The organism is Lysobacter solisilvae (assembly GCF_016613535.2).
GTDB lineage: Bacteria > Pseudomonadota > Gammaproteobacteria > Xanthomonadales > Xanthomonadaceae > Agrilutibacter > Agrilutibacter solisilvae.
Window position 1 is genome coordinate 89,131 of sequence record NZ_CP071518.1, and the last position, 25,305, is coordinate 114,435.

A 25,305-nucleotide genomic window follows, 5' to 3' on the forward strand; every position below is an offset into this window, starting at 1 on the left:
CTCGCCGCTACCAGCTGCCGGAGGCGCCGCCGCCTCCGCTCATGCCGCCGCCACCAGACCAGCCGCCACCGCCGCCGCCGAAGCCGCCGCCACCAAAGCCACCGCCTCCAAAACCGCCGCCGCCAAAGCCGCCCCAGCCACGGTTTCCGGCATAACGACCGCTCGGCAATCCGAGCAGGCCCACGAACAGGCCGATCAAGGCGCCGATGCCGCCCACCAACGCCAGCGACGACAGCATCCAGGCGACGCCGCCGGCAGCCGCGCCGCCCAGTACGCCGCGGACCAGCTTCGGAACGGGATTGAGGAAGCCGCGGGCGACCTGCGCCACGATGAACGCGGCGAACAGGCCGAACAGCCAGTTGCCACCTTCGCGCTCCCCGCCGGCACCGCGGGGGGTCGCCGCCATGGGTGCCGGCAGCGGCTCGCCGTCGACGAGTTTCACCAGGGTGCCAGTGGCGTCGAGCAGGCCGCCGCCGAAATCGCCCGCGCGGAACTTCGGAACCAGGTATTCGTTGATGACACGGATCGCCGTGGCGTCGGGAATCGCACCTTCCAGGCCGTAGCCCACCTCGATCCTGGCGCGCCGGTCGTCCTTGGCCACGACCAGCAGCAGCCCGTCATCCACGCCCTTGCGCCCCAGCCGGTACGTCTCGTACGCGCGCACGGCGTACTGCGCGATGTCCTCGGGCTGGGTGGTCGGCACGACCAGCACCTGCAGCTGGCTGCCCTTGCGCTGCTGCAGCGCTACGGCCTGCGCTTCGAGCCGGCTGCGGGTCATGGCGTCGATCGAGGCGGTGGTGTCGATCACCGGGCCGGTGAGCGGTGGCACCGCGGCGAGCGTCTGCGCGGCCGCCAGGGCGGGCGCGCAGGCGAGCAGCGCCACCATCGCACCCGCGTGCAGCGCCCGTGCGAAGCCGGTCATCCCGTAATCCCGCCGGCACCCGTGGCGGTCACCCGCCCGCCGGCGCCGGTTGCTTCTGCTGGGCCGGCGGCGGCGGCGGCGCGGGCGGCGCAGGCGGCGCGGGCGGCTGGCCGAAATCGACCTTGGGGGCTTCCTGGATCTGCTGCACGTTGTCGACGGTGAAGTTGGGCTTGGTCTTGTAGCCGAACATCATCGCGGTGAGGTTCTGCGGGAAGGAGCGGATGAAGGTGTTGAAGTCCTGCACCGTCTGGATATAGCGCTGGCGCTCGACGGTGATGCGGTTCTCGGTGCCTTCCAGCTGCGCCTGCAACTGCAGGAAGTTCTGGTCGGCCTTGAGCTGCGGATAGTTCTCGCTGACCATCAGCAGGCGGCCGATCGCGCTCTGCAATTCGCCCTGCGCCTGCTGGTAAGCCTGCAGGGAGGCCGGATCGTTGGCGTTGACGTTGATGCTGCCGACCTTGGCGCGCGCCTCGGTGACCTGGGTCAGGACCTGCTGCTCATGGCTGGCGTAGCCCCGGACCGTGGCGACCAGGTTGGGCACCAGGTCGGCGCGGCGCTTGTAGACGTTGAGCACCTGCGACCAGGCGGCGTTCACCGCCTCGTCCTTCTGCTGGATGCTGTTGTAACCGCAACCGCCGAGCAGGCCGGTCATGGCCAGCAGCAGCACGAGCATCGCGAACCTGCGCATGGGATACCCCCAGGGTGGACTGGGGTGCATTGCACCATCGGGCCGAATTAAGGCGATGTGATGACGAGGCGCCGCCGGCGCCCGCAGAGGGGCGCCGGGGCCGGATTGCGCAACGGCGTCAGTCGGAGGCCATGCGGGCCCGCGCGTTGCGCTTGGCCCACAGGTTGAGGCACTCCACCAGCGCCGAGAAGCCCATCGCGCCGTAGATGTAGCCCTTGGGAATGTGCACGGCCAGGCCGTCGGCGATCAGGTAGACACCCACCAGCACGATGAAGGCCAGCGCCAGCATCTTGATGGTCGGGTTGCGCTCGATGAAGTGGCCCAGCGGAGTCGCGGCCATCAGCATCACGCCCACGGCCAGCAGGATCGCCGCCACCATCACGGGCGTCTGGTTGGCCATGCCGACCGCGGCGATCACCGAGTCGAGCGAGAAGACGATGTCGATCACGGCGATCTGGGCGATCACGCCCATGAACGACACCGCGGGCCGCGTATGGATGTCATCGGACTCCGCTTCGCCGGCGATCAGGTCCTTGATCTCCATCGTGCCCTTCACCAGCAGGAACACACCGCCCAGGATCAGCACCAGGTCGCGGATGGAGATGCCCATGCCGAAGACCTTGAACAGGTCCTGGGTCAGCCCTGCCAGCCAGGCCAGGGTCAGCAGCAGGAGCACGCGCGTGATGCACGCCACGGCAATGCCGAACTTGCGCGCCTTCTCGCGCTGCACCAGCGGCAGCTTGCTGACCGCGATGGAGATGAAGACCAGGTTGTCGATGCCAAGCACGATTTCAATCGCGCTGAGGGTGACCAGGGTGATCCAGGTCTGCGGATCGGTGAGCATTTCAATCACGAGCGATGGTTCCGTTGGAAGGCGGCAGGCAGGCTGCGCGACAAGCGAAGTGCAGGCAGGCGGGATTCAGGGCGGCGCGGCCAGGCGGGCAAGGCTACAGCACGCGCGGGAGCAGGATCGCGGCCCACACCAGCACGACGTTGATCATCAGCACGAATACCGCGGCCGAACCCATGTCCTTGGCACGTCCCGCCAGCTCGTGGAACTCGGCGCCGTAGCGCTCGATGACGGCCTCGATCGACGAGTTCAGCAGCTCGATGCTCATCACCAGCAGCATCGAGCCGATCAGCAGCACGCGCTCCACCGGGGTCTGTCCCAGCCACCAGCCCAGCGGCGCCAGGACGACAAACAGGTAGACCTCCAGCCGGAAGGAGGATTCATGCAGCCACGCGGCGTGCAGGCCCTGCATGGACCACTTGGCGGCCTTGAAGATGCGCGCCGGGTGGCGCGGCAGATGACCGGTGGTGTCAGCCATGGGCGGCTCCAGTGTCGGGCAGGGGGCGATGAAGCGGCGCGGCGCGCGGCGGGATGAGGGAGATGCGCATGGAACCGGGATGGTGAGGCCGCGAACGGGGCCGGGGCGGCTGCGCCTCGGGTGCCGGGCCAGCCGGCGGATTCTGCCACACCGCCCCCCGCGCCGCCCCGCGCGAAATCGCCAAAGGGATCATTGCCGGTCCGCCCGGTGCGGCGCAGCCTGCCGGTTCCACCCGCATGGAGCGCCTCTCATGGCCGTCAACCCCGTTCCCGAGGGCTACCACAGCGTCAATGCCTACCTGATCGTCGAGGACGCCCACCGCGCGATCGCGTTCTACACCCGCGCTTTCGGTGCCCAGGAGATCTACCGGTTGCCGATGAAGGACCCGCAGGGGCGCGAAAAGATCGGCCACGCCGAGATCCGCATCGGCGACACCCACCTCATGCTGTCCGACGAATGGCCCGAGATGGACGCCCTGGGGCCCAACCGCCGCGGCGGCCCGACGACGAGCTTCGTGATCTACGGTCCCGACGCCGACGCCGCCTGGCGGCGCGCCGTCGACGCGGGCGCCCGGGCCGACCGGCCGGTGAAAGACGAATTCTGGGGCGACCGGATGGGCACGGTGATCGACCCGTTCGGGCACAAGTGGACGCTCGGCACCCACGTCAGGGATGTCAGTCCAGCGGAAATGGCGCAGGCGATGGAGCATTGGTGCCAGCAGAACGCCGCGCAGGACTCATGAGCGCTGCGCGGCCGGCGCGCGGGCGCACGCCGCCGCACAACGGACGGCGGCGCGCAGCCGCCGCCGGTGGACGTCGTCAGGCGTTGCCGGTGCGTGCATGCGCACCGTGCATGATCGCCATCCTCAGCTTCAGCTCGCCCGCGTCGTCGCGCTTGAGCAGGTAGGTCGAAGTTTCCGCGCCGGCCTCATTGCCCTGGACATCGAGCCAGGGCCAGCGCACCTCGACGAGCGCCAGGTGGGGGCTGATCCACTCCAGCCATTGGATCTGCGGACGCGTATCGCCGATGCCCTGCGCGTTGTACTGCTCGCGCGCACCAGCGAAGAACTCCGCCACTTCGGCCAGGGTCTTGACCGCCTGCTCGTGTTCGTCGCCGACCACCAGCGCCGGGACTGCCCAGCATTCGGCGGCCAGGTCGCCGTTGCCGGTGGTGACGGCCGTGGCCAGGGTTTCCAGCACGCGCAGGACCTGCGCGTCGTGCGCGCCGCCAAGGCCGGACCGGCCGTGCACGGACGCGTGGGACGGTGCGCGATGCATCTCCTGTCGCATGGGGCCTCCAGGGCTTTTCCGGGGCGTGCAGGTGTACCGCCGGCCGGGTTACCGGCAGGTGTGGCGCGGGTTAAGACCCGGACAGCGGGCGGGCAAGCGCCAGCATCCGCGCCGGGCGGCCAGCTCAACGGGACCGGATCCGGCGAGACGGGATGGCGGACGCGCTGGCGGGACAGTCAAGCCGGAAAGCGCCGGCGTAACGGCCTCAGCGCTCTTTTTCGTCCCGGAAGATGGCCGTGCCGCGCGTGCCGTCCGGTCTCACCCAGGCGCGATACATGCCCGAGGTGTTGAACGGCATGGCGATGTTGCCCTTGCGGTCCAGCGCGATGGCGCCGCCGTCGCCGCCCGCGCGGGGAACGATCACATTGATGACTTCGTGCGCGGCGTCGGCCAGGGCGTCGCCCCGGTAGGCCACGCGCGCGCAGATGTCGTGCGCGACCGCATTGCGGATGTAGAACTCGCCCCAGCCGGTGCCGGACACGCCGCAGCCTTCGTCGGCCCACGTGCCCGCGCCGATCACCGGCGAATCGCCCACCCGGCCCCAGCGCTTGTTGGTCATGCCACCGGTACTGGTGGCCGCGGCGATGTGGCCCTGGGCGTCCAGTGCGACCGCACCCACGGTGCCGAAGTACTTGCCCTTCTCGACCAGCGCCGCGCCCTTCTTCTCCCGCGCCTGCGCATCTTCCAGCTGCTGGCGGCGACGCGGGGTGTCGAACCAGCTGTTCTCCACGCGCTCGATCTCCGGGCGCGAATCGGCGAAGGTCTCCGCGCCCGCACCGGCCAGCATCACGTGCGGGCTGTGCTCCATGACCGCGCGGGCGAGCTTGACCGGATTGCGCACGGTGGTCACGCCCGCCACCGCACCGGCGCGGCGCGTATGGCCTTCCATCACCGCGGCATCGAGTTCGTGGCCGCCGCGCGCGTTGAATACCGCACCCTTGCCGGCGTTGAAATGAGGCGATTCCTCCATCACCACGATGGCTGCCTCGACCGCATCGACCGCCGGCCCGCCCTTGGCCAGGACGGCATTGCCGGCATCGAGCGCGCGCCCGAGCGTGGCCCGGATCTCGCGTTCGTCCTCGGGGCTCAGGGCGGTACGTTCGATGACACCGGCGCCGCCGTGGATGACCAGCGCCGTGCGCGGCGTATCGGGCGTGGCATCGGATTCGACGTAGGCGGTCATGGCGACGAGCGCGATCAGGGGCAGGACGAAATAGCGCATGCGCGGGGATCCTCGTGGCCGGTCAGGATAGCCCAGCAAGCCATGGACCCATGTGATTCCGCCGGATCCGGCAAAACCTCATTGCTGCCGCAGGGCCTCGATCGGATCGAGCTGCGAGGCCTTGCGCGCCGGGTAGTAGCCGAAGAACAGGCCCGTGGCGATCGAGAACCCCGCGGCCAGCGCGATCACCTGGCCATTCACCTGCACCGGCAGCGACTGCGCACTGGCGAGCAGCAGCGCCCCGGCAATGCCGATGCCGATGCCCAGGACGCCGCCGATCAGCGAGATCAGCATTGCCTCGGCGAGGAACTGCCGGCGGATGTCGCGGGGGCCCGCGCCCACCGCCATGCGCAGGCCGATCTCGCGGATCCGCTCGGTCACCGACACCAGCATGATGTTCATGATGCCGATGCCACCGACGACCAGCGAGATCGTCGCCACCGCGCCGAGCAGCCAGGACATCAGGCGCGTGGCCTGGGTCCGCGTGGCCACCACCTGGGCGATGTTGCGCACGGTGAAGTCGTCGTCGTCGCCCGGCTGGAGACCGTGCCGCTGGCGCAGCAGCGCTTCGACCTCGGTCTGCACGTAGTCCACGTCCTCCGCGCGCCCCACGCCCAGCGTGATCTCGCGCACGGCGCCGGCCGGAATGCCGGTCGCACCCATCAGCCGGCGGCGCGCGGTTTCCAGGGGGACCAGCACCACGTCGTCCTGGTCCTGGCCGAAGCCACCCTGCCCTTTGGAGGCCAATGTGCCAGCGACGGTGAAGGGCACGCGCCCCAGCCGCACGGTCTGCCCCAGCGCGTCTTCGTCGCCGAACAGCTCGCGCCGGACGGTCTCGCCCAGGATCACCGACTTTCCGCCACCGCTGTAGTCGCGCGCCTCGAAGCCGCCGCTTGCCAGCGCCCAGCCGTTGATGTCGAAGTAGTCCGCCTGCACGCCCTGCCACTGCGTGGACCAGTTGTTCTCGGCGTACACGATCTGGCTGTTGCCGCGCACCGAGCCGGCGACGTACTGCACTTCGGGGATCTGCTCACGGATCGCGTCGGCGTCTTCCTGCGTGAGCGTGTAGCGGCTGCCCTGCGCCACGCGCGCGCCCCCTCCGCCGAAACTGCCGGCGGCGCCGATATCCAGGCGGTTGGAGCCCAGACCGGACACCAGCTTGTCGATTTCCGCCTGCGTGCCCTGGCCGATCGACACCATCACGATGACGGCGGCGATGCCGATGATCACCCCGAGTGAAGTAAGCGCGCTGCGCATCCAGTTGCCACGCAGCGCGAACAGGGCGGTGCGGATGACCTCGAGGAGGTTCATGCCGCCTCCTCGTGCAGTTCGCCATCGCGCATGGCGAAGATGCGGTCGCAATGATGGGCCACGTCGGGATCGTGCGTGATCAGCACGATGGTGTGGCCCTGCGACTGCAGCTGTTTGAACAGCGTGAGGATCTCCTCGCCGGTGCGGCTGTCGAGCGCACCCGTGGGTTCGTCGGCGAGCACGATCGGCGGGCGGTGGATGAGCGCGCGCGCGATGGCTACCCGCTGCTGCTGGCCGCCCGACAGTTCCGTGGGGCGATGGTGGACCCGGTCCTCCAGGCCCACTGCAGCCAGTGCCTCTTGGGCGCGCGCCAACCGTTGCGCGTGCGGCACGTTCGCGTAGGCCAGCGGCATCGCGACGTTTTCAAGCGCGCTCATGCGCGGCAACAGGTTGAAGCCCTGGAACACGAAACCGATCTTGTCGCGTCGCAGGGTGGCCCGCGCCTGTGCATCCAGGTGCTCCACATCGACCCCGTCGCACAGGTACCGGCCGCTGCTGGGCGTGTCCAGGCAGCCCAGCAGGTTCATCAGCGAAGACTTCCCCGAGCCGGACGGGCCCATGATCGCGGCGAATTCGCCGGCCTCGATGCGCAGGTCGACATCGTGCAGGGCGATGACCTGCGCCTGGCTGCCCGGCGAATAGACCTTGCCCAGGCCGTGGGTGAGGATGGCGGCCGGCGCGGCTGCGTCGCTGCGCGTCGCGTTCATTCCTTGCCGCGCTCGCTGCCCGTCACCAGTGCGTCGCCTTCGGCCACGTCGCCGGCGATTTCGGTATGCGTGCCATCGCTGGCGCCGACGCGGACGGTGACCGCCTTGGGCTCGCCATCGACGAGCTTGTAGACCGGCGCGCGGCGCGCGCCCAGCAGCGCGGCCAGATCGGCGTCCCAACGCGCCTGTTGGGCCGGTGCCAGCGTCGCGCGGAAAGCCGCGAATTGCTGGTTGAAGCGTTCGGCCATGCGCTGCCGCATCGCGCCGCTGTTGGCCTCGCCCGCACTGCGCCGGTTGCCGCCGCCTGGAATGCCCCGCGCACCGCCGAACAGCGAGCCGCCTGCCGCCTCGCCCTGCGAATCGCGCTCACGGGCCTGGCTGCGCTGGCGCACCTGCTCGAGCGCGGCATCGAACGCGGCCTGCTGGCGCGCGTCGAGCCGCAGACCGGCCGCGATGTGCGGCAGTTCCGAGGCAAGCCCGCCGCCACGGGCGCCCTGCCCGCCGGCGCCACCGGAACCCTGCGCCTCTTCGGCCGGCTTGAAGCGCAGCGCGGCATTGCTGATGCGCAGCACGTCGCGGCGCTGGCTGACCTCGATCTCCGCGTTGGCCGTCATGCCCGGCAGCAGGGACTGGTCGGCGTTGTCGACGGCGACGACGACCGGGTAGGTGATCACGTTGTTGGTGTTGGTCGCGGCCAGCCGCAGCTGCTGGACCTTGCCACGGTACTGGCGCTCGGGATACGCATCGACGCTGAATCCCACCGCCTGGCCGGTGCGGACCTTGCCGATGTCGGCTTCGTCGATGGCCAGCACGATCTCCATCTGCGACAGGTTCTCCGCGATCTGGAACAGCACCGGCGCCGTCATGGTCGCAGCCACAGTCTGCCCGGGCTCCACCGCGCGGGTGAGCACGACGCCTTCCACCGGTGACCGGATCACGGTGCGTTCCATGTTCAGCCGCGAGCTGCGCGTCGAGGCGATCTGCTGGTGGATCTGCGCCTGCGCCGCGCTCACCTGCGCGCGCGCCTGGTCGAGCGCGGCCCGTGCCAGGTCCACGTCGCTGCGGGAGATGAGCTGGCTGCGCACCAGTTCGGCCTTGCGCGCGTGGTCGGCATCGGCGTTGCGCAGGGCCGCCTGCGCGGTGGCCAGGGCGGCGCGGGCGCTGTTGACCGCGGCGTCGCCTTGGGCGATCTGGGCCTGGTAGGTGCTCGGGTCGATGCGGGCGATGACCTGGCCACGTGCGACGTGGTCGTTGAAGTCGACCAGCACGTCGGTCACCTGGCCGGAAATCTGGCTGCCGACTTCCACCGTCGAGATCGCCGCGAGCGTACCCGTGGCCGAGATCACGACCCGGATGTCTCCCCGGTCGACCGTCGCGGTGCGGTAGCCGGACGCGTCGCCCCCGCCATTGCCCCGGCGCAGGGCGAAGGCGGCGACCGCCAGCACCAGGGCCACCAGGCCCACGACCAGCAGGCGCCGACTCCAGACGGAGCGGCGCGGAGGAGCAGTGGGCGATCGTGCGGTCATGGAATGGATTCTGATGCGGCGGGGTGCGCGGGCAACGCGGAATGGGGACGATGCGTTGACATCGCCGGTCTCGCGGGTTCGCCTGCGGTCAGCGTGCCCCGGCCGGCGCGGACGGGGCATGAATGATGCGACGAACCGGCCGTATCCGGAACGGAAGGGGTCAGGGGGAATTCAGACCGCAGTCCCGGATGCACTCGAGGAGGCGTCATCCCGCACCCGATGGGCCAGCGCGGGCCTGAACACACGGGACTGGCCGTGCAGTCCGACCCTATGCCTGCACGTCGCCGGCGCGATGCTCAGGCCGCGCCCGGCGCGGCGTCAGGCCGGCCGAAGCGGATCAGGACCGTGGTCCCCTCGCCCGGAGTACTGCTCAGGCTGACCGGCCATCCGAAACGCTCCCCCAGTCGGCGAACGATCGACAAACCCATGCCCCGGCCTTCCTCGCGCAGGGGATCGGCGCGATAGAAGGGATCGAAGGCCCGGGCGACGGCATCGGCCGTCATCCCGATGCCGGTGTCGCGCACCTCGATGCGGTCGGGACGCAGGTGCAGGTCGATCCGCCCACTGTCGGTGAAGCGCACGGCGTTGCTGAGCAGGTTGCCCACCATCACCGCCAGCACGTGCGGCGGCGCGAACAGGTGCGGCGCCCCCTCGTCGGTGACGGCCAGCTCGATCGGACGTCCCACCAGCAGCGGCTGCACGCGTTCGATCTCGTGCGCGACGATCTCGCGCACGTCGAACTCCTCGCTGACCGGCTCCACTTCGGCTTCGCGCGCCAGGATCAGGAAGGCGTCGATCACCGCTTCCATGTCGCGGCCGGCGCGCTGCACGCGCAAGAGCGAGCGCTGCTGGCGCGCGCTGGAATCCGGATCGGCCAGCATCAGGTCGGTCGCCACGCGGATCACGGTCAGCGGCGTGCGCAGTTCGTGGCTGGCATCGCGGGTGAAATTGCGCTCGCGCTGGACGAACTGGGCGACGCGGTCGCCCAGGGCCCGCCAGTGCGCCGGCCAAGCCCTGCACTTCGTCGCCGGATTCGAACGGGAGGTTGTGCGCGCGAATGGCCGACAGGTCCGGTGCGCGCGGGTCCCACCGTGCCACGACCCCGGCCAGCCAGCTCACCGGTCCCACCAGGCGCTTGGAGGTACGGTAGGTCCACCATGACAGCCCGTAGCCGATGAGCAGCGCCATCAGCGCCGAACCCAGGGTGCTCCACAGGATCGCCCCGTCCAGCAGGTCGGTGTCGTAATCCAGGACCAGCCGTCCACGCGGCGTGCTGTCGACGTAGACCGCGTGGCCGGGACGCTCATCCAGGTGATGCAGCCCGGGAGGCAGGTCGCGCAGGTCCACGGGCAGGCTCGCCGCCGAAGCACCAGCGGGCGTGAAGTGGCTGCTGATCATGCGTCCACGGGGCAGCGCACGTTCCAGATCGCCCCCCGGGGGTTTCCCAGATCGGGGCGGCCCAGAACGCCGCTGCCTCCCGCTGAACGGTGTCGCGCACGATCACGCTCCGCAGGAGCGTGGCGCCCAGCGCCGTCATCGCAGTGATGACGATGCTGGCCACCAGCGCCTGCATGATGAAGGCTAGCTTGATCCTGCGCGGCAGCGCGTGCTGCATGGGACGTCCGCCGCTCAGTCAGGCGGCTGCGATATGTCGGCCACGCGATAGCCCGCGCTCTGCACCGTATGCAGGAGCTGCTTGTCGAAGGGTTTGTCGATGGTCTTGCGCAGGTTGTACAGATGGCTGCGCAGGGTGTCGGAGTCGGGCAGGCCGTTGCCCCAGATCTCGCGCTCGATTTCCTGGCGGCTGACGACCCGCGGCGATTCCCGCATCAGGATCGTCAACAGGCGCAGACCGATGGGCGACAGCTGCAGTTCGGTGCCGGCGCGGGTCACGCGCAGGCTGGCCGGGTCCAGCACCAGGTCGGCGACCTTGAGCACTTCGCCGCCCACCTGGCGCCGCTCGCGGCGGATCAGGGCACGCAGGCGCGCTTCCAGTTCCTGGATCGCGAAGGGCTTGGTGAGGTAGTCGTCGGCGCCCACGGACAGACCGTTGAGCTTCTCGTCGAGGGTGTCGCGCGCGGTGAGCATGAGGACCGGCGTTGACTTGCGGGCCTCCTCACGCAGCTTCTTGCAGACCTCGATGCCGTCCATGCGCGGCAGCATCAGGTCCAGGACCACCACGTCGTAGCTGTTCTCGGTGGCCAGGCGGAAGCCGTCCAGGCCGTCGGCGGCGTAATCCACCTCGAAGCCACGGCCTTCCAGGTACTCCCCCACCATCTCAGAAATGTTGCGGTTGTCCTCCACGATGAGGACCAGCCCGCCATCCCGCGTCGTCTGCATTGGATGCTCTCCCAGGGTTCGACTTCAGGTTTGTGAAGTTGCACTTGGAGCGGTAGACGCACCGTGAAGGCGGCCGATACGCTGGGGATCCATTCATCCAGCTGCCTGCGGCTCCCGCGGCCCCCACATGATCTTCGACCGTCTTGCCCCTGTTTTCCTGCTGCTCGGCTCCAATGTCTTCATGACGTTCGCCTGGTATGGCCACCTCAAGTACAAGTCCGCGCCGCTGACCTGGGCCATCGCTGCCAGCTGGGGCATCGCCCTGTTCGAGTACTGCCTGATGGTGCCGGCCAACCGGATGGGCAGCGCGTTGTATTCGGCGCCACAGCTCAAGGGCATGCAGGAGGTGATCACCCTGCTGGTCTTCGCCGGCTTCTCCACCTGGTACCTTGGCGCGCCCCTGAAGTGGAACCACTGGGCCGGCTTCGCGCTGATCGTGGTGGCCGCCTGGCTGATCTTCCTGGATTGACCCGCGGGGCCTGCGGCGCGGGCAAGCCGATCAGAGCCTGATCCGCCCGGTGAGGATGTCTTTGAACATCACCCAGTCACCCAGGAACGAATAGAGCGGGTGCTTGAACGTCGCCGGCCGGTTCTTCTCGAAGAAGAAATGGCCCACCCAGGCGAATCCGTAGCCGCACAGCAGGGCCGCCAGCACCAGCCACCCGTTACGCGTCCACGCCGCGGCGGCCAGCAGTGCCAGTACGCCGCAACTGCCGAAGAAGTGCAGCCGACGTGACACCGGGTGGCGATGCTCGCTGAGGTAGAAGGGATAGAACTCCCGGAAACTGGCGAAGCGGCGCATGGCGGGCTCCTGACGGATCGCTGCTGGACGGGTGGCGGGCAGGTCGGAGCCGGAGGTGCGCGCGGCGCGCGCCCTAGGGCTTTCCGGCGGCCTTCGCCCGCGCCCAGTAGCGATCCTCGGCGTCCAGCGGCAGGTCCGCAAGCCGGACCCCGTCGGCGCCAGCCAGGGTTTCCATCATTCGGAAACGCCGCTCGAACTTGAGGTTGGCCCGACGCAACGCGGCGCCGACGTCGATCTTGCCGTGGCGGGCGACATTGGCCGCCACGAACAGCAGGTCGCCCACCTCCTCCTCCAGCCGGTCGCGGGCGGCGGCATCGGCCGCGTCGGCCTGGACCGCCGCGAACTCCGTGCGTACTTCCTCGATCTCTTCGTGCAGCTTCGCCAGCACCGGCGTGATGTCGGGCCACTCGAAGCCGACCGCGGCCGCGCGCTTCTGCAGCTTCACCGCCCGCTGCCACTCGGGCAGGCCACGCGCGATGCCGGCCAGGGCCGACTCGTCGCGCTCGCCGGCGGCCTCGCGCTCGCCGCGCTTGTGTTCCTCCCACGCCACGGTCTGCGCGTCGGCATCGGCCACCTGCGCATCGGCGAACACATGCGGGTGGCGGCGGATCATCTTGTCGCTGATGGCGGCGACGACGTCGGCGAACACGAATGCGCCCTGCTCGCGCGCCATCTGCGCGTGGAAGACCACCTGCAGCAGCAGGTCGCCCAGTTCGTCCTTCAGCGCCGGCAGGTCCTGCCGGTCGATGGCATCGGCCACCTCGTAGGCTTCCTCGATGGTGTACGGGGCGATCGTGGCGAAGTCCTGCTGCACATCCCACGGACAGCCGCCCTGCGGGTCGCGCAGGCGCGCCATGATCGCCAGCAGGGTCTGGATGTCGCCGTGGTCCTGGGGCAGATCGGTCATGCGGGATCCGGTGGGTTCGATGGGTGGCGATATGCCTGGAAGACTCAGCCCTGCCACTGGCGCCACGGCAGTGCGGGGTCGCCGATCGCGATGAAGTCGCCGTTGAGCACGCGGTCGCGCTGGTTGTAGCGGAACGGACGGCCCTGCGGATCCACGACCGCGCCGCCGGCGCCTTCGAGCACGCACTGGCCGGCGGCGGTGTCCCACTCGCTGGTGGGGCCGAAGCGCGGGTAGACGTCCAGCGCGCCCTCGGCGATGCGGCAGAACTTGAGGGACGAGCCCAGGCCGACGGGTTCCACCTCGCCCATGCGGTCGATGAAGGCCTGGGTCCGGGTATCGCGGTGGGAGCGGCTTGCGGCCACGCGCAGCGGGGCGGTCGCCGGTGCGCGCACGTGCAGCGGCTGCTCCCGTCCACCCTCGCGGCGCAGGGCGCCCAGGGCCGCGCCGCCATGCCAGGTCACGCCCGTCACCGGCGCCTGCACCACGCCGAACACGGCCACGCCGTCCTCGACCAGGGCGATGTTCACCGTGAACTCGCCGTTGCGCTTGACGAACTCGCGCGTGCCATCGAGGGGGTCGACGATCCACAGGCGGCGCCAGCTGCGACGCAGGCCGGTGGCCACTTCATGGGCGGACTCCTCCGACAGCACGGGAATGTCGGGGGTGATCCGCGCCAGCCCATCGACGATGCACCGGTGCGCGGCCATGTCGGCGGCCGTGAGCGGGGAATCATCGTCCTTGTGCTCGACGGCGAACTCGCTGTCGTAGATGGCCAGGATCGCCGCCGCGGCGTCATGCGCCAGCGCCACCACGGCTTCGCGCGTGGCGGCGTCGATGCCGGGTGCGGCGGTCACTGCTGCATCCCCAGCCATTCGCGCGCGATGAACAGTGCGGCGATGCTGCGGCCCTCGGAAAAATCCTCGCGCAGGATCAGCTCGTGCAGCGCGTCCAGCCTCCATGGAATCACTTCCAGCTCCTCGGGTTCATCGCCTTCCAGGCGTTGCGGGTACAGGTCGCGCGCGATGACCAGCTGCGCGGTATGGCTCATGTAGGTCGGCGCCAGCGTGAGGTCGCGCAACAGGGTGAGCGATCGGGCACCGAATCCCGCCTCCTCCTTGAGCTCGCGGTCGGCCGCCTGCAGCGCGGTCTCGCCTTCGTCGATGCGGCCCTTGACCAGGCCCAGTTCGTAGCGGTGCACCCCGGCGGCGTACTCGCGCACCAGCAGGACGGTGTCGTCGTCGATCAGGGGCACCACCACCACGGCGCCATGGCCGCGGCCGTGCAGGCGCTGGTAGTTGCGGCGCTGCCCGTTGGCGAACTCGAGGTCCAGCCGTTCCAGCCGGTACGGGCCGGCCTCGTGCTCGGTGATCCCGTGGATCGTCGGCAGGCGGCGGCTCATGGCGCCGGTCGTCCAGCCGGATGCGGCTTGCACGCGCGGATGGCGGCAGCGGCCGGGCGGGCTGCGATAATGTGCGGATGCAGGACACGATTCACGATGGGACCATGATATCGGACGCCGATGCCTGGCGTTCGCGCGACCTCGCCGTGCTGTGGCACCCGTGCACGCAGATGCGCGAGCATCCGCACACGCTGCCGCTGCTGCCGGTGGCCCGTGGCGAGGGCCCCTGGCTCATCGACCACGACGGGCGGCGCTATCTCGACGCGATCGCCAGCTGGTGGACCAACCTGTTCGGCCATGCCGAACCGCGCATCGCCGCGGCGATCGCGCGTCAGGCGGTGACGCTCGAGCATGTCCTGCTGGCCGGCTGCTCGCACGCGCCGGCGGTGGAACTGGCCGAACGCCTGCTCGCCATCGCACCGCGACAGCCGGGCCGGCCGCCCCTGGCCAAGGTGTTCTACGCCGACAACGGCTCGGCCGGGGTGGAGGTTGCGCTGAAGATGGCGTTCCACTGGTTCCGCAACCGCGGCGACAACGCCCGCACGCGCTTCATCGCGCTGGAGAACGGTTACCACGGCGAGACGCTGGGCGCCCTGGCCGTGGGCGACATTCCGCTTTACCGCCGTGTCTATGCCCCGCTGCTGGCGGAGGCACTGTTCGCGCCTTCGCCCGACGCCTACCTGTGCCAGCCCGGGCAGTCGCCCGCGCAGCGCGCGCAGCAGGCGGCCGACGGACTGCGCGCGCTGCTGGAGCGGCACGCCGGCGAGGTCTGCGCGCTGATCCTGGAGCCGCGCGTGCAATGCGCGGGCGGGATGCGCATGTACGACCCCGTCTACCTGCGGCTGGCGCGCGAGCTGTGCGACCAGTACGGCGTGTTCCTCATCGCCGACGAGATCGCCTCCGGCTTCGGCCGCACCGGAACGCTGTTCGCCTGCGAACAGGCCGGGATCCAGCCTGACCTGCTGTGCCTGTCCAAGGGGCTCACGGGTGGCGCATTGCCGCTGGCGGCGGTGCTCGCCACGCAGTCGATCTACGACGGCTTCCTCGACGACTCGCGCGAACGCGCCTTCCTGCATTCGCACAGCTACACCGGCAATCCACTGGCCTGCGCCGCGGCGCTGGCCAGCCTCGGGATCTTCGACAGCGACGACGTGCTGGCGCGCAATGCGCGCACGTCACAGGCGATGGCCGCGCTGGCAAGGCCTCTGGCCGCCCACCGGCACGTGGCCGACGTCCGCCAGGCGGGCATGATCGTCGCCTTCGAACTGACCCCCGGTGGCCGTCGCGACGCAACTTTCGATCCGTCGCTGCGCGTCGGCCTGCGGGCTTACCGCGGGGCGCTGGAACGGGGCGTGCTGCTGCGGCCGTTGGGCGACGTGCTGTACTGGATGCCGCCGTACTGCATCGACGACGAAGCGTTGGACCTGCTGGCGCGCGTCACTGCCGAAGTCATCGAGGAGGCGACCGCATGCGCCTGACCCGCGTGTTCGTCGAGGCGCCGCTGCGCGCCGGCACCGAGCTGTCGCTTCCGGAAGGACCTGCCGCGCACCTGGTCCGCGTGCTGCGCCTGGAGGCGGGCGACGCCTGCGTGCTCTTCAACGGCGACGGGCACGACTACCCGGCGAAGGTCGTACTGGCGACCAAGCGCGAGTTGCGCGTGGCCATAGGCGCGGCGCACGCCGTCGACAACGAGTCACCGCTGGCGATCACCCTGCTCCAGGGCGTGGCGCGCGGCGAAAAGATGGACCTCATCCTGCAGAAATCCACGGAACTGGGCGTGGCGCGATTCGTGCCGGTGTGGTCGCAGCGCAGCGAGGTGAAACTCGACGAGGCCCGCACGGCCAAGCGCCTGGCGCACTGGCGCGGCGTGGTCGGCGCGGCCTGCGAGCAGTCCGGCCGCGCACGGGTGCCTGAAGTCGCTCCGCCGCTGTCATTGGCCGCCGCTCTGGAGGCCCTGCCGGCCGGGGGCACGCGCCTGCTGCTCGACCCGGAAGCCAAGAATTCGCCCGCGGGGCTCACCCACGCCGCGGACGGTTTCGTACTGGCGGTCGGGCCGGAAGGCGGGTGGTCGCCGCTGGATCGGGACATGCTGGTTGCCGCCGGCTTCCAGGGCATGCGACTGGGACCGCGGATCCTGCGCACCGAGACCGCCGGGCTGGCGGCCATCGCGGCGCTGCAGGCGCGCGTCGGAGATCTGGTCTAGTCCGCAACCCTCAGCGCGGGTGTCGTGGCCCGCGCGGGCCGCCGACAGCGGGGCTCAGGCCGCTTCGGCCAGCGCGCCGCCGATCAGCGACTCGACCACTTCCAGGTTCGGGATGAACGCCTCGTCCTCGTTGAGCCAGACGCGGGCGTGGACGCCCTGCGGCAGGTGGTCGTCGGGTTCGTGCAGCAGGCGGTCGTGCGACACCGTGACCAGGCGCGGGAAGCCCTGGGTCAGCATGGCGAAATACGGGCTGCGGGCCTCGCCGGAGCCCAGGGCCTTGAGCACGACGACCTTGGTGCCCAGTCCGCCCTGCTCGGGCGCGATGCCGGTCAGGCGCGAGAAGGAGATCAGCGGCACCTGCCAGCCGCGCCAGCGCATGCGGCCCAGCAACCATTCGGGCGCGCCTTCGATCGGTTCCGGCGGAGCGAAGGACAGCACCTCGGCGATCGTCGCGTTGGGCAGCAGCAGCCTGGCGCCCGTCAGCGCGATCAGCACGCCGCGGATATCGTTTTGCTCGAGGGTCGTCATGGGTGCGGTTCCGCGCGGGAAAGTCAGGTGTACGTGTTCGGGTGCAGGAAATCAGGTGTAGCCGGGGATCAACGGTTCCAGCGCTCGGCCAGTCGCCGGGCCAAGTCCTGCGGCTTGGCGGCCGCGCCACCGCGCGAGGCCAGCGCAGCCGGGGCCGCGACGTCGTAGCAGCCATCCAGCGCCTGGGCCGCCACCAGCGCGCCGCCGGCGGAAAGCTTCATCACCGCGTCGACCAGGCCGGGATCGCTGCCGCTGAGCATCAGCACGGCGCTGTCGCCGGCGGGCAGCGCGGCCAGCAGGTCGCCGGGCATCTCGTTGAACTGCATGCCGCGCGCGCCTTCCTCCACGCCCACCGTCGGCGGCAGGATGTAGACCGAGGACGCTTCCACGGGCCGGCCCGGCACCGCCAGTTCAACCAGCAGCTGGGTGGCGCGTTGCATCTGCGCGACCAGCTTGTCGTAGTGCCCGCCGTCCAGCCGCTGCTGCACGAGGACAGCGCGCGGGAAGGTGTCGGGCAGCGCACCCAGCAACTGGCGCACCGCATCCGGCCCGCCGATGCCGGCCATCACCAGCACAGCGCCGCGCACCTGCGTGGGTGCCCGGTCCACGACCAGCTCCATCGACGCGATGCGGCTGTGCAGGTCCGCCAGGTCGTTCTGGAAGCGGTCCGACTCGCGGGTGTCGTCGCCCTGGACTTCCAGGCCTTCGACCTGGATGGGCGCATCGGTGTCGTCGAGCAGTTCGAGTTCAAGCCGCGCCGCCTGGGGCGCGACCGGGCCCGCGCGGTGCTCGCCGGCGTCGCCGGCGGCCGCATCGTCCAGCCCGGAGGCGAACGACTCGATGTTGGCGTGCAGGTCGATCGGTTCGATCGCATCGGACGTGGTGGTCAGGAACTCCTCGTCCAGCTGCAACGGGGCGAAGGTGATTTCCGGAGCCTCCAGCGACGGCAGATCGTCGTGCAGGCCCTCTACGGGCGCGACACTGGCGGACTGGCCTGGCGGCTCCAGCGAGCCGGGCACTTCGAGCCCGGGCAGTTGCGAAACGTGGGCCGGCATGTCGAATGCCGTGGATTCCAGCTCCAGCATCCCCAGCGACAGCGCGTCGGCCTCGGGCGCAGGCGCTGCGGACGCGGCGGTGCTGGCGTCGGCCGAAGGCTCGGGCAGCTGCAGGTCGGACAGCGACCACTCCGCAGCCACCTCGGCCTCCTGCGACACGGAGGGCGTCGGCGGGGTCTCGGGGGTAGCCGCGGTCTGGGTGTGTTCCGGAGCCGCGACGCCGCCGTGGCCGGGCGGCAGCACGTCGCCGGAGCGGTGCAGCTTGGCGGCCAGGTGGCGCACCCAGCGCGCCGCATCCCAGCCCACGCGCCCGACCGCCATTTCGGCTTCCTCGAACAGCACTTCCACCGACGCGTCCGACAACAGGGCGTCGAAGCGGTCCAGTGCCTCGTCCGTGGCGGCATCGAGGACGATCAGCGCGACGTCCGGTCGCGCCGCCATCACTTCGGACGGATCGGTCGCGGTCGGGTCGGCTTCGAGCACGACATCAGCGGCGGCCTCGGCCAGCGCCTCGCGCATGCGGTCCCGGGCCGGGCCCGGGCGGGCCAGCAACACCACACGGCGGGCGCTGTCGTTCTCACTCATTGGTTCGCGCTATCCCTAGCAGTTCAAACACGTTGCGCATCAGTTCCGGCTCCTGGTACGGCTTGCCCAGGTAGCGGTTGACGCCAATGTCGAAGGCGCGCTGGCGGTGCTTCTCGCCGGTACGCGAGGTGATCATCACGATCGGCACGTTGCGCAGGCGCGGATCGGCCTTCATCGCGGTGGCCAGCTCGTAGCCGTCCATGCGCGGCATCTCGATGTCGAGCAGCATCAGGTCGGGCACGCGGTCGGCCAGTTTCTCCAGCGCGTCCAGGCCGTCCTTCGCGGTCATGACCTCGAAGTTGTGGCGCTCCAGCACGCGGCCGGTGACCTTGCGCATGGTGACGGAGTCGTCGACCACCATCACCATCGGCACGCGGCGGTGCTCGACAGGCGGTGCGACAGGCAGCAGTTCCTCGGTGCCGACCATCGCCTGGCGACGCACCAGCGGCGCGACGTCGAGGATCACCACGACGCTGCCGTCGCCCATGATCGTGGCGCCGAAGATGCCCGGCACCGAGGCCACCTGCGGGCCCACCGGCTTCACCACGATTTCGCGGTTGCCCAGCACCTGGTCGACGCTGACCGCCGCGCGCAGGTCGCCGGCGCGGACGAGCAGCAGCGGCATCTGCATCTGGCCTTCGGCCTTCGCCGTGGCGTGGCCGACGAGCGTTCCCAGGTCGTGGACCGGATAGTCCTCGCCACCGTACTGGTACGCCGCATCGGCCTTGGCCAGCAGGTCGCGCTGCATGCGGCCGACGCCGCGGACCGAGGCGATCGGCACGGCGAAGGTCGTCTCGCCGATGCGCACGAACACCGCTTGGGTGACCGCCAGCGTCTGCGGCAGGCGCAGCGTGAAGCGGGCGCCCTTGCCCGGTTGCGAATGGATGTCGATCGTGCCGCCGAGCTGGCGCACTTCCGAGGCCACCACGTCCATGCCGACGCCGCGACCGGCCAGGCGGCTGACTTCGTCGGCCGTCGAGAAGCCCGGCTCGAAGATCAGCATGTCCAGGTCGCTGTCGCTCAGCACCGCGTCGCTGCGGACCCAGGCCACGTTCCTCGCCGCGACGGCGGATGGCCTCGCGGTTGAGGCCGGCGCCGTCGTCGGACACTTCCAGCACGACTTCCGACCCTTCGCGGCGGATGGCGATGCTGATGGCGCCTTCTTCGGACTTGCCGGCCTTCTTGCGCTTTTCCGGCGTTTCCAGGCCGTGCGCGACGGCGTTGCGGAGCATGTGCTCCAGCGGCGCGGTCATGCGCTCCAGCACGTTGCGGTCCAGTTCGCCCTGGGCATTGCCCAGCTTGAGCTGGACCTGCTTGCCCAGCTCGCCCGATGCCTGGCGCACGACGCGGCGCAGGCGCGGCAGCAGCGCATCGAAGGGCACCATGCGCGTGCGCATGAGGCCTTCCTGTAGTTCCGAGCTCACGCGCGACTGCTGCAGCAGCAGGGTTTCGTACTGGCGGGTCAGGTCGTCCAGCGTGACCTGCAGGGAGCCCTGGTCGGTGGCCGATTCGACCAGCGCGCGCGAAAGCTGCTGCAGGGTGGAGAAGCGGTCGAGCTCGAGCGGATCGAACGTCGCGTCCGTCGCTTCGTGCTCGCGCTGGTAGCGGGCGATGATCTGCGCTTCGGTCTCGATTTCCAGACGCCGCAGCTGGTCGCGCATACGGATGTTGGTCTGGTCCATTTCCGCGATGGCCGCGCGGAAGGCACCCAGCTGCTGTTCCAGGCGGGCGCGGTAGATCGCGACTTCGCCGGCGTAGTTGACCAGGCGGTCCAGCAGGTCGGCGCGGATGCGCACCTGTTCCTGCGGGGCGCGCGCGCCGATGTCCTCGTCGTCGGCATGCGGCGCCTCGACCATCGGGGCCGACAGCGGCTTGAGCTCGACCACCGGCTCGAGCGCGTGGCCGGCCTGCGCATGCGCCGGCTCGCCCGCGAGCGCCAGTGCCTGGCCCCTGGAGCGCGCGTCGAACAGCGCGATCAGGCGTTCGGGCAGCGCGATCGCGCGACGCTCGCCGACGCGGGTGACCATCGAATGCAGACGGTCGAAACCGCGTTCCAGCAGCGGCACGCCGTCGCTGCCGAGTTCGACGCGGTGCTCGACGACGGACTCCAGCAGGGATTCCATGACGTGGCCGAGTTCGCCCACGGCCATGATGCCGGCCATCCGCGCGCCACCCTTGAGGGTGTGCAGGTCGCGCTGCAGCCCCACCAGCGGCTCGCGCGAACCCGGATCGGCGCGCAGCTGCGCGAGCAGACCGTCGGAATGGTCCAGCAGATCCGCGCCTTCCTCGACGAAGATGTCGACCAGCTCCGGGTCCAGCCCGGACAGGTCCAGCGCCTCATCGGGATCCTCGCTGCTGGCCTGGGCCTGCGCCAGCAGGGCGGCAACGGCCGGATCGATCGCGGCGGGCGCGGGCGCGGCGGCCGGCACTGCGGCGGCTTCCTGCTCGCGGGCCGCCACCAGTGCTTCCTGCTCCTCACGCAGCTCGGATTCGAGGCGTTCGGTTTCCAGACGCTCGGCTTCGGCACGTTCGGCTTCGGCACGTTCGGCTTCGGCACGTTCGGCTTCGGCACGTTCGGCTTCGGCACGTTCGGCTTCGGCGCGCTCGGCTTCGGCACGCTCGGCTTCGGCACGTTCGGCTTCGGCGCGCTCGGCTTCGGCACGTTCGGCTTCGGCACGTTCGGCTTCGGCGCGTTCGGTTTCCGCGGTCTCGCGGGCAACCCGCTCGGCTTCGGCGTATTCCTGCTCCAGGCGAGCGTATTCGGCTTCCTCTTCGGCAGCGATGCGCTCGGCTTCCAGGCGCGCCGTCTCGGCGGCCTCGGCCTGCACACGCTCGGCCTCCAGTCGGTCGGCTTCAGCCCGCTCGGCTTCACTGAGTGCGGCCTGGGCACGTTCGGCTTCGGCTCGCTCGGCTTCGGCACGTTCGGCTTCGAGACGTTCGGCTTCGAGACGTTCGGCTTCGAGACGTTCGGCTTCGAGACGTTCGGCTTCGAGACGCTCGGCTTCGGCACGCTCGGCTTCGGCACGCTCGGCTTCGGCACGTTCGGCTACGGCACGTTCGGCTACGGCACGTTCGGCTTCGGCACGTTCGGCTTCGGCACGCTCGGCTTCGGCACGTTCGGCTTCGGCACGCTCGGCTTCGGCACGCTCGGCTTCGGCACGCTCGGCTTCGAGGCGTTCGGCTTCGAGGCGCTCGGCTTCCAGGCGCTCGGTTTCCCCTGCCTCGGCCTGCGCGCGCTCGCTGTCGAGCAGCGCCACTTCCAGTTCGGCAAGATCCGGCAGCGCTTCGGTCTCCACGCCCCGGTCTTCCGACAGGCTGATGACCATGGTGCCGCTGTCCTGGACCAGGCCGTCGGCCAATGCCTCGGCTTCGACCAGGGTCAGGGTGCCCTCGCCGATGTCGCCGGCCAGGTCGGTGTACTCGCTCATGTCGAACGAGGTCAGTTCGGTTCCCAGCGCTGCCTCGTCTTCCACCACCGGCACGTGACGGGCTTCGGGCAGGCTGTCGCGCAGGGCCTGCATGCGGGCCGCGAGGCCTTCGAAGCGCGGTACGTAGGCGCGCGGCGACTGCAGGCCGGCCAGGGTGTCGGCGATGGCGCGCGCGACGGCACCCAGGCCGTCGACGCCCTCGTCGGTGGGCACGGCGCCGGCCACGAGCAGGCGCTTGATATAGGTTTCGGTCGGACCGGTGATCTCGGTGATCACCGGGACCTCGGTCATCGCGAACGCACCGTTGAGCGTGTGCACCGCGCGCTGCAGGGCCTCGGTGGCCGGCTGCGGCACCGCCGCCGAAGCGGCAAGCCAGGCTTCGATGGTGACCAGGTGGCCCGCCACTTCGCCCGCCAGGATCTCCAGCAGCACCGGGTCAACCGACGCGGCGACGCCGGGCAGTTCGGCCGGCGCGGCCTCCGGGGCCGGTGCTTCTTCGGCCGCGGCTTCGGGCTGTGCGCCCAGGTCCATGGAGACGGCGGTGATGTCGCCGACGATCGTGTCGACCGGTTCCGGTGCGGCCACGACCTCGGGTTCGGGTTCGGCCACGGCCGGCGCCGGCGCCGGCGCCGTGTAAATGGCTTCCTCACCGGCGGCGAGCCGCTCGGCGACGGCTTCCAGGCCAGGCAGGTCGGCGGTGATCACGCCTTCGCCGCGCAGCGCGCCGTGCAGCTGGGGCAAGGTGTCGTAGGCCTGGCCCACCAGGGCCAGGACGGCCGGGGTGGCCGGACGCGTGCCGTCGAGCACGCGGTTGAGCATGTTCTCGACCTTCCAGCTGAACTCGCCGAGCGTCTTGGCGCCGACCAGGCGACCGCTGCCCTTGAGCGTGTGGAAGACGCGGCGGATCGGCCGCAGGCGCTCGCCGTCGTCGGGCGCGTTGCGCCACGCCGGCAACAGGCCGCCGAGGTTGTCGATTTCTTCCTGGAGCTCTTCCAGGAACACTTCGCGGATGTCGTCGTCGATGTCGTCGCTGCGTTCGAAACCACCGGCGGCGACGCCGGCCGGACCTGCGGCGACGGGCGCCGGAACCTGCGCTTCGACCGGGGCCGGGGCAGCAGGCGGGGCCGCCTCGGCTGCGGGCGCGGCCGCCTGCGGTGGTTCGGACACCTGCGGGTGGGACACGCCCTGGAACGGTTCGATGCGGTTGAAATCGAGCGCATGGGCCAGTTCGGGCGAAGCCTCCACCGGAGTGGGCGGCGCGACGGGCGCCGGCTCGACGACGGCGGGCTCGACCGGCGCCGGCGCGGCTTCCAGCGCGGGCAGCGGCCAGTAGCGCAGGCGCTCCAGCGCGTAGCGGGCGATCTCGAGGATCTCGTCGCGCGCCGGACGCTGGTCGCGCAGGGCTTCCAGGTAGTACTCCAGGCTGGCCAGGGCATCGGCCATGGTGTCCAGCTGCTGGCTGTTGGGGACGCGCTTGCGGGTCAGCAGTTCGACGTCGACATAGCGCTGCACGGCCACCAGGTAATCGGCCGGCAGGGGCTGTTCGAGCATGCGCAGGGCGCCGCCGACTTCCTCGAGCAGGCGCGGCACTTCGGCCAGTTCGCCATGGTCCCAGCCGGTCTCCACGAAGGCGACGAAGGACTGGCGGGCATCGCCGAAGTTGGCGATCGCTTCGCGCACGACCACGTCCAGCACGCGCCGGCGCTCGCCGGATGCCAAGGTCGTCGTCGCCGGTGTCGGGCAGGCCCAGGCGGGCCACCTGGTCGTCGAGCGAGGCGTCCACGTACAGCAGGGCGCCGGCGACGTCGAGCAGGGCGCCCTCGTCGGCCGCGCGCTGGCCGCTGACGATGTCGCGCATCGCATCGCGCTGCTGGAGCACGACGTTGCGGGCCACGTTGAGCCCCATCATGCCCAGCGTGTCGCTGACGCGGGTCAGTGCCTCGACCTGCGGCCGCAGTTCGTTGACGTCCGTCTGGCGGGTGCGCAAATGCAGGTCCAGCGCGTCCTTGACGCGCAGGAGGTCTTCCTTGATCGCCGCCGAGACGGTGTCCAGCAGCGCGCGGTTGCGGCCGCTGAGGCTGCCGCGGGCGTGTTCGAGTTCGTCCTCGCTGGGCAGCTGGGCGGCCAGGTCGAAGGTCTGGCGCAGCGTGTCGAGCGCCGGGTGGCTGCGGCCGTGGTGGGCCACGTGATAGAGCAGCTGCCGGGTCGGCTCGGCCAGCGCATCCGGGCGTGGCGCGCTGAAGCCGTCGTCGCCCAGCATCTGGCGCGTCTCGCGCTCGACGCTGGCGAAGGCCTGGCGCACGCCCTTGTGGGCGTCCAGCGCGCCGTCGCGCACCGCGCCGGCGACCGACGAGGCCACCCACAGCATGCGCCGCAGGGCGTTGTTGTCGACCTGCGCGAACAGCGCGTCGATGTTGTTGGCCAGCACGCCGGCGTCGGCGGGCGAGCCGTCCTCGGGCCAGCTGGCCAGCGCGTCGCGCAGGGCGCCCAGGCGGGCCATGGCGTCCCCGGGGCCAGCCTTGGCGGCCGGCGCGGAGGGCACGGGCACGTCTTCGGGCAGCGGACGATCCAGGTCCGGCGAGAACAGCACGCTCTCGCTCAGCCCGGTTTCACCGCGCGAGGCGCGCAGTTCGTTGAGCAGGGGCAGCAGCACGATCGGAATGTCGCGATGGCCGCCCTGCAGGCGTTCCAGGTAATCGGGCAACTGGACCACGCCGCGCATCAGCGCGGACACGGCGTCGTCGCGTTCGGCCACTTCGCCGCGCAGCAGGCTCAGCGCCAGCCGCTCCATCTCCTCGGCCACCATCGCCGGGGCGTACAGCTCGATCATGCGCAGCGTGCCGTGCACCTGGTGCATGTGCCCGGCGCACGCCTTCATGTGCCCGGTCTGCGAGGGCGCTTCGGCGAAGGCCTCGATCTCGTCCCGCGCATGGCGCAGGGTCGTATCGAGCTCGGGTTTCACCCAGCCCAGCGTGGTGGTGTCGATCGCGTCGCGCAACACGGTCATCGGGAACCTCCGCGTGCGCGCGCAACCACGGCACCCGCGTCATGCGCGGTTGCCTGCA

23 protein-coding genes and 3 pseudogenes are annotated in these 25,305 nt (G+C 70.4%); 6 read left to right on the top strand and 20 right to left on the bottom strand.

Annotated features, from left to right (window positions below; all coding sequences use genetic code 11):
* Positions 1–7: 7 nt before the first annotated feature.
* The 4 genes from I8J32_RS00415 to I8J32_RS00430 all read right to left on the bottom strand — a co-directional run bounded on the left by I8J32_RS00415 (position 8) and on the right by I8J32_RS00430 (position 2,938).
* A complete protein-coding gene (locus tag I8J32_RS00415; RefSeq protein ID WP_200614093.1) occupies positions 8–922 on the bottom strand; it encodes a TPM domain-containing protein in 915 nt (304 codons plus the stop codon).
* A 28-nt stretch (positions 923–950) separates the two neighbouring features.
* A complete protein-coding gene (locus tag I8J32_RS00420; protein WP_200614094.1) occupies positions 951–1,610 on the bottom strand; it encodes a LemA family protein in 660 nt (219 codons plus the stop codon).
* 118 nt (positions 1,611–1,728) lie between these two features.
* Positions 1,729–2,454, bottom strand: a complete 726-nt coding sequence (locus I8J32_RS00425) for a TerC family protein (RefSeq protein ID WP_200614470.1) — start codon at positions 2,452–2,454, stop codon at positions 1,729–1,731.
* A 103-nt stretch (positions 2,455–2,557) separates the two neighbouring features.
* A complete protein-coding gene (locus I8J32_RS00430) occupies positions 2,558–2,938 on the bottom strand; it encodes a diacylglycerol kinase (protein WP_200614095.1) in 381 nt (126 codons plus the stop codon).
* A gap of 250 nt (positions 2,939–3,188) precedes the next feature.
* Here I8J32_RS00430 and I8J32_RS00435 point away from each other — a divergent pair, with 250 nt between their 5' ends.
* Complete coding sequence (locus I8J32_RS00435) at positions 3,189–3,680, top strand: VOC family protein (protein ID WP_200614096.1); 492 nt, start codon at positions 3,189–3,191, stop codon at positions 3,678–3,680.
* Between the two features lie 76 nt (positions 3,681–3,756).
* Here the strand turns inward: I8J32_RS00435 and I8J32_RS00440 are convergent, their stop codons facing one another.
* The 7 genes and pseudogenes from I8J32_RS00440 to I8J32_RS00470 form a co-directional block, all read right to left on the bottom strand.
* Entirely contained in the window at positions 3,757–4,227 is a 471-nt protein-coding gene (locus I8J32_RS00440; protein ID WP_200614097.1) for a hypothetical protein, read from the bottom strand.
* Positions 4,228–4,432: 205 nt separating this feature from the next.
* On the bottom strand, positions 4,433–5,449 hold the full coding sequence (locus I8J32_RS00445) for an isoaspartyl peptidase/L-asparaginase family protein (protein WP_407060979.1): 1,017 nt from the start codon (positions 5,447–5,449) through the stop codon (positions 4,433–4,435).
* A gap of 78 nt (positions 5,450–5,527) precedes the next feature.
* On the bottom strand, positions 5,528–6,760 hold the full coding sequence (locus I8J32_RS00450) for an ABC transporter permease (RefSeq protein WP_200614099.1): 1,233 nt from the start codon (positions 6,758–6,760) through the stop codon (positions 5,528–5,530).
* Entirely contained in the window at positions 6,757–7,467 is a 711-nt protein-coding gene (locus I8J32_RS00455) for an ABC transporter ATP-binding protein (protein ID WP_200614100.1), read from the bottom strand. Before I8J32_RS00455 ends, I8J32_RS00450 begins: the two co-directional genes overlap by 4 nt.
* The gene (locus I8J32_RS00460) at positions 7,464–8,993 is read right to left on the bottom strand and encodes an efflux RND transporter periplasmic adaptor subunit (RefSeq protein WP_200614102.1); all 1,530 of its coding nucleotides are present in this window, start codon (positions 8,991–8,993) and stop codon (positions 7,464–7,466) included. The genes I8J32_RS00455 and I8J32_RS00460 overlap by 4 nt, the downstream gene beginning before the upstream one ends.
* A 296-nt stretch (positions 8,994–9,289) precedes the next feature.
* Positions 9,290–10,608, bottom strand: a pseudogene (locus I8J32_RS17980) (sensor histidine kinase).
* 14 nt (positions 10,609–10,622) lie between these two features.
* Complete coding sequence (locus I8J32_RS00470; protein ID WP_200614105.1) at positions 10,623–11,333, bottom strand: response regulator transcription factor; 711 nt, start codon at positions 11,331–11,333, stop codon at positions 10,623–10,625.
* A gap of 127 nt (positions 11,334–11,460) precedes the next feature.
* Here I8J32_RS00470 and I8J32_RS00475 point away from each other — a divergent pair, with 127 nt between their 5' ends.
* Positions 11,461–11,802 carry a DMT family protein gene (locus I8J32_RS00475; protein WP_200614107.1) on the top strand — a complete coding sequence of 114 codons (342 nt, stop codon included), beginning with the start codon at positions 11,461–11,463 and terminating at the stop codon, positions 11,800–11,802.
* A gap of 30 nt (positions 11,803–11,832) precedes the next feature.
* On the opposite strand, the gene I8J32_RS00480 is transcribed toward I8J32_RS00475, so the two are convergent.
* From I8J32_RS00480 to nudE, 4 genes are all read right to left on the bottom strand, one after another.
* Positions 11,833–12,135 carry a DUF962 domain-containing protein gene (locus I8J32_RS00480; protein ID WP_200614108.1) on the bottom strand — a complete coding sequence of 101 codons (303 nt, stop codon included), beginning with the start codon at positions 12,133–12,135 and terminating at the stop codon, positions 11,833–11,835.
* 73 nt (positions 12,136–12,208) lie between these two features.
* Complete coding sequence (gene mazG, locus I8J32_RS00485; protein WP_207526703.1) at positions 12,209–13,042, bottom strand: nucleoside triphosphate pyrophosphohydrolase; 834 nt, start codon at positions 13,040–13,042, stop codon at positions 12,209–12,211.
* 44 nt (positions 13,043–13,086) lie between these two features.
* On the bottom strand, positions 13,087–13,896 hold the full coding sequence (gene cysQ, locus I8J32_RS00490; RefSeq protein ID WP_245156376.1) for a 3'(2'),5'-bisphosphate nucleotidase CysQ: 810 nt from the start codon (positions 13,894–13,896) through the stop codon (positions 13,087–13,089).
* A complete protein-coding gene (gene nudE, locus I8J32_RS00495) occupies positions 13,893–14,441 on the bottom strand; it encodes an ADP compounds hydrolase NudE (RefSeq protein WP_200614111.1) in 549 nt (182 codons plus the stop codon). The genes cysQ and nudE overlap by 4 nt, the downstream gene beginning before the upstream one ends.
* Positions 14,442–14,545: 104 nt before the next feature.
* Between nudE and bioA the strand changes: the two genes are divergently transcribed.
* Both bioA and I8J32_RS00505 read left to right on the top strand, forming a co-directional pair.
* Positions 14,546–15,919, top strand: coding sequence for an adenosylmethionine--8-amino-7-oxononanoate transaminase (gene bioA, locus I8J32_RS00500; RefSeq protein ID WP_407060980.1), 1,374 nt, complete (start codon positions 14,546–14,548; stop codon positions 15,917–15,919).
* Complete coding sequence (locus tag I8J32_RS00505; RefSeq protein WP_200614113.1) at positions 15,910–16,644, top strand: 16S rRNA (uracil(1498)-N(3))-methyltransferase; 735 nt, start codon at positions 15,910–15,912, stop codon at positions 16,642–16,644. Before bioA ends, I8J32_RS00505 begins: the two co-directional genes overlap by 10 nt.
* A gap of 54 nt (positions 16,645–16,698) precedes the next feature.
* On the opposite strand, the gene I8J32_RS00510 is transcribed toward I8J32_RS00505, so the two are convergent.
* From I8J32_RS00510 to I8J32_RS17905, 3 genes are all read right to left on the bottom strand, one after another.
* Entirely contained in the window at positions 16,699–17,172 is a 474-nt protein-coding gene (locus I8J32_RS00510) for a chemotaxis protein CheW (RefSeq protein WP_200614114.1), read from the bottom strand.
* 68 nt (positions 17,173–17,240) lie between these two features.
* The gene (locus I8J32_RS00515; protein WP_200614115.1) at positions 17,241–18,812 is read right to left on the bottom strand and encodes a chemotaxis protein CheB; all 1,572 of its coding nucleotides are present in this window, start codon (positions 18,810–18,812) and stop codon (positions 17,241–17,243) included.
* Complete coding sequence (locus tag I8J32_RS17905; RefSeq protein ID WP_343225243.1) at positions 18,805–19,863, bottom strand: response regulator; 1,059 nt, start codon at positions 19,861–19,863, stop codon at positions 18,805–18,807. Before I8J32_RS17905 ends, I8J32_RS00515 begins: the two co-directional genes overlap by 8 nt.
* Here I8J32_RS17905 and I8J32_RS17910 point away from each other — a divergent pair.
* Positions 19,814–20,224 carry a hypothetical protein gene (locus I8J32_RS17910; RefSeq protein WP_343225244.1) on the top strand — a complete coding sequence of 137 codons (411 nt, stop codon included), beginning with the start codon at positions 19,814–19,816 and terminating at the stop codon, positions 20,222–20,224. The genes I8J32_RS17905 and I8J32_RS17910 overlap by 50 nt on opposite strands.
* A gap of 681 nt (positions 20,225–20,905) precedes the next feature.
* On the opposite strand, the pseudogene I8J32_RS17985 reads toward I8J32_RS17910, so the two are convergent.
* Positions 20,906–21,271 (bottom strand): annotated as a pseudogene (locus I8J32_RS17985) (Hpt domain-containing protein); the annotation flags it as partial.
* 2 nt (positions 21,272–21,273) lie between these two features.
* Here I8J32_RS17985 and I8J32_RS17990 point away from each other — a divergent pair.
* Positions 21,274–21,687 carry a pentapeptide repeat-containing protein gene (locus I8J32_RS17990; RefSeq protein WP_407061000.1) on the top strand — a complete coding sequence of 138 codons (414 nt, stop codon included), beginning with the start codon at positions 21,274–21,276 and terminating at the stop codon, positions 21,685–21,687.
* A gap of 504 nt (positions 21,688–22,191) precedes the next feature.
* On the opposite strand, the pseudogene I8J32_RS18180 reads toward I8J32_RS17990, so the two are convergent.
* Positions 22,192–25,247 (bottom strand): annotated as a pseudogene (locus tag I8J32_RS18180) (Hpt domain-containing protein); the annotation flags it as partial.
* Between the last annotated feature and the right edge of the window lie 58 nt (positions 25,248–25,305).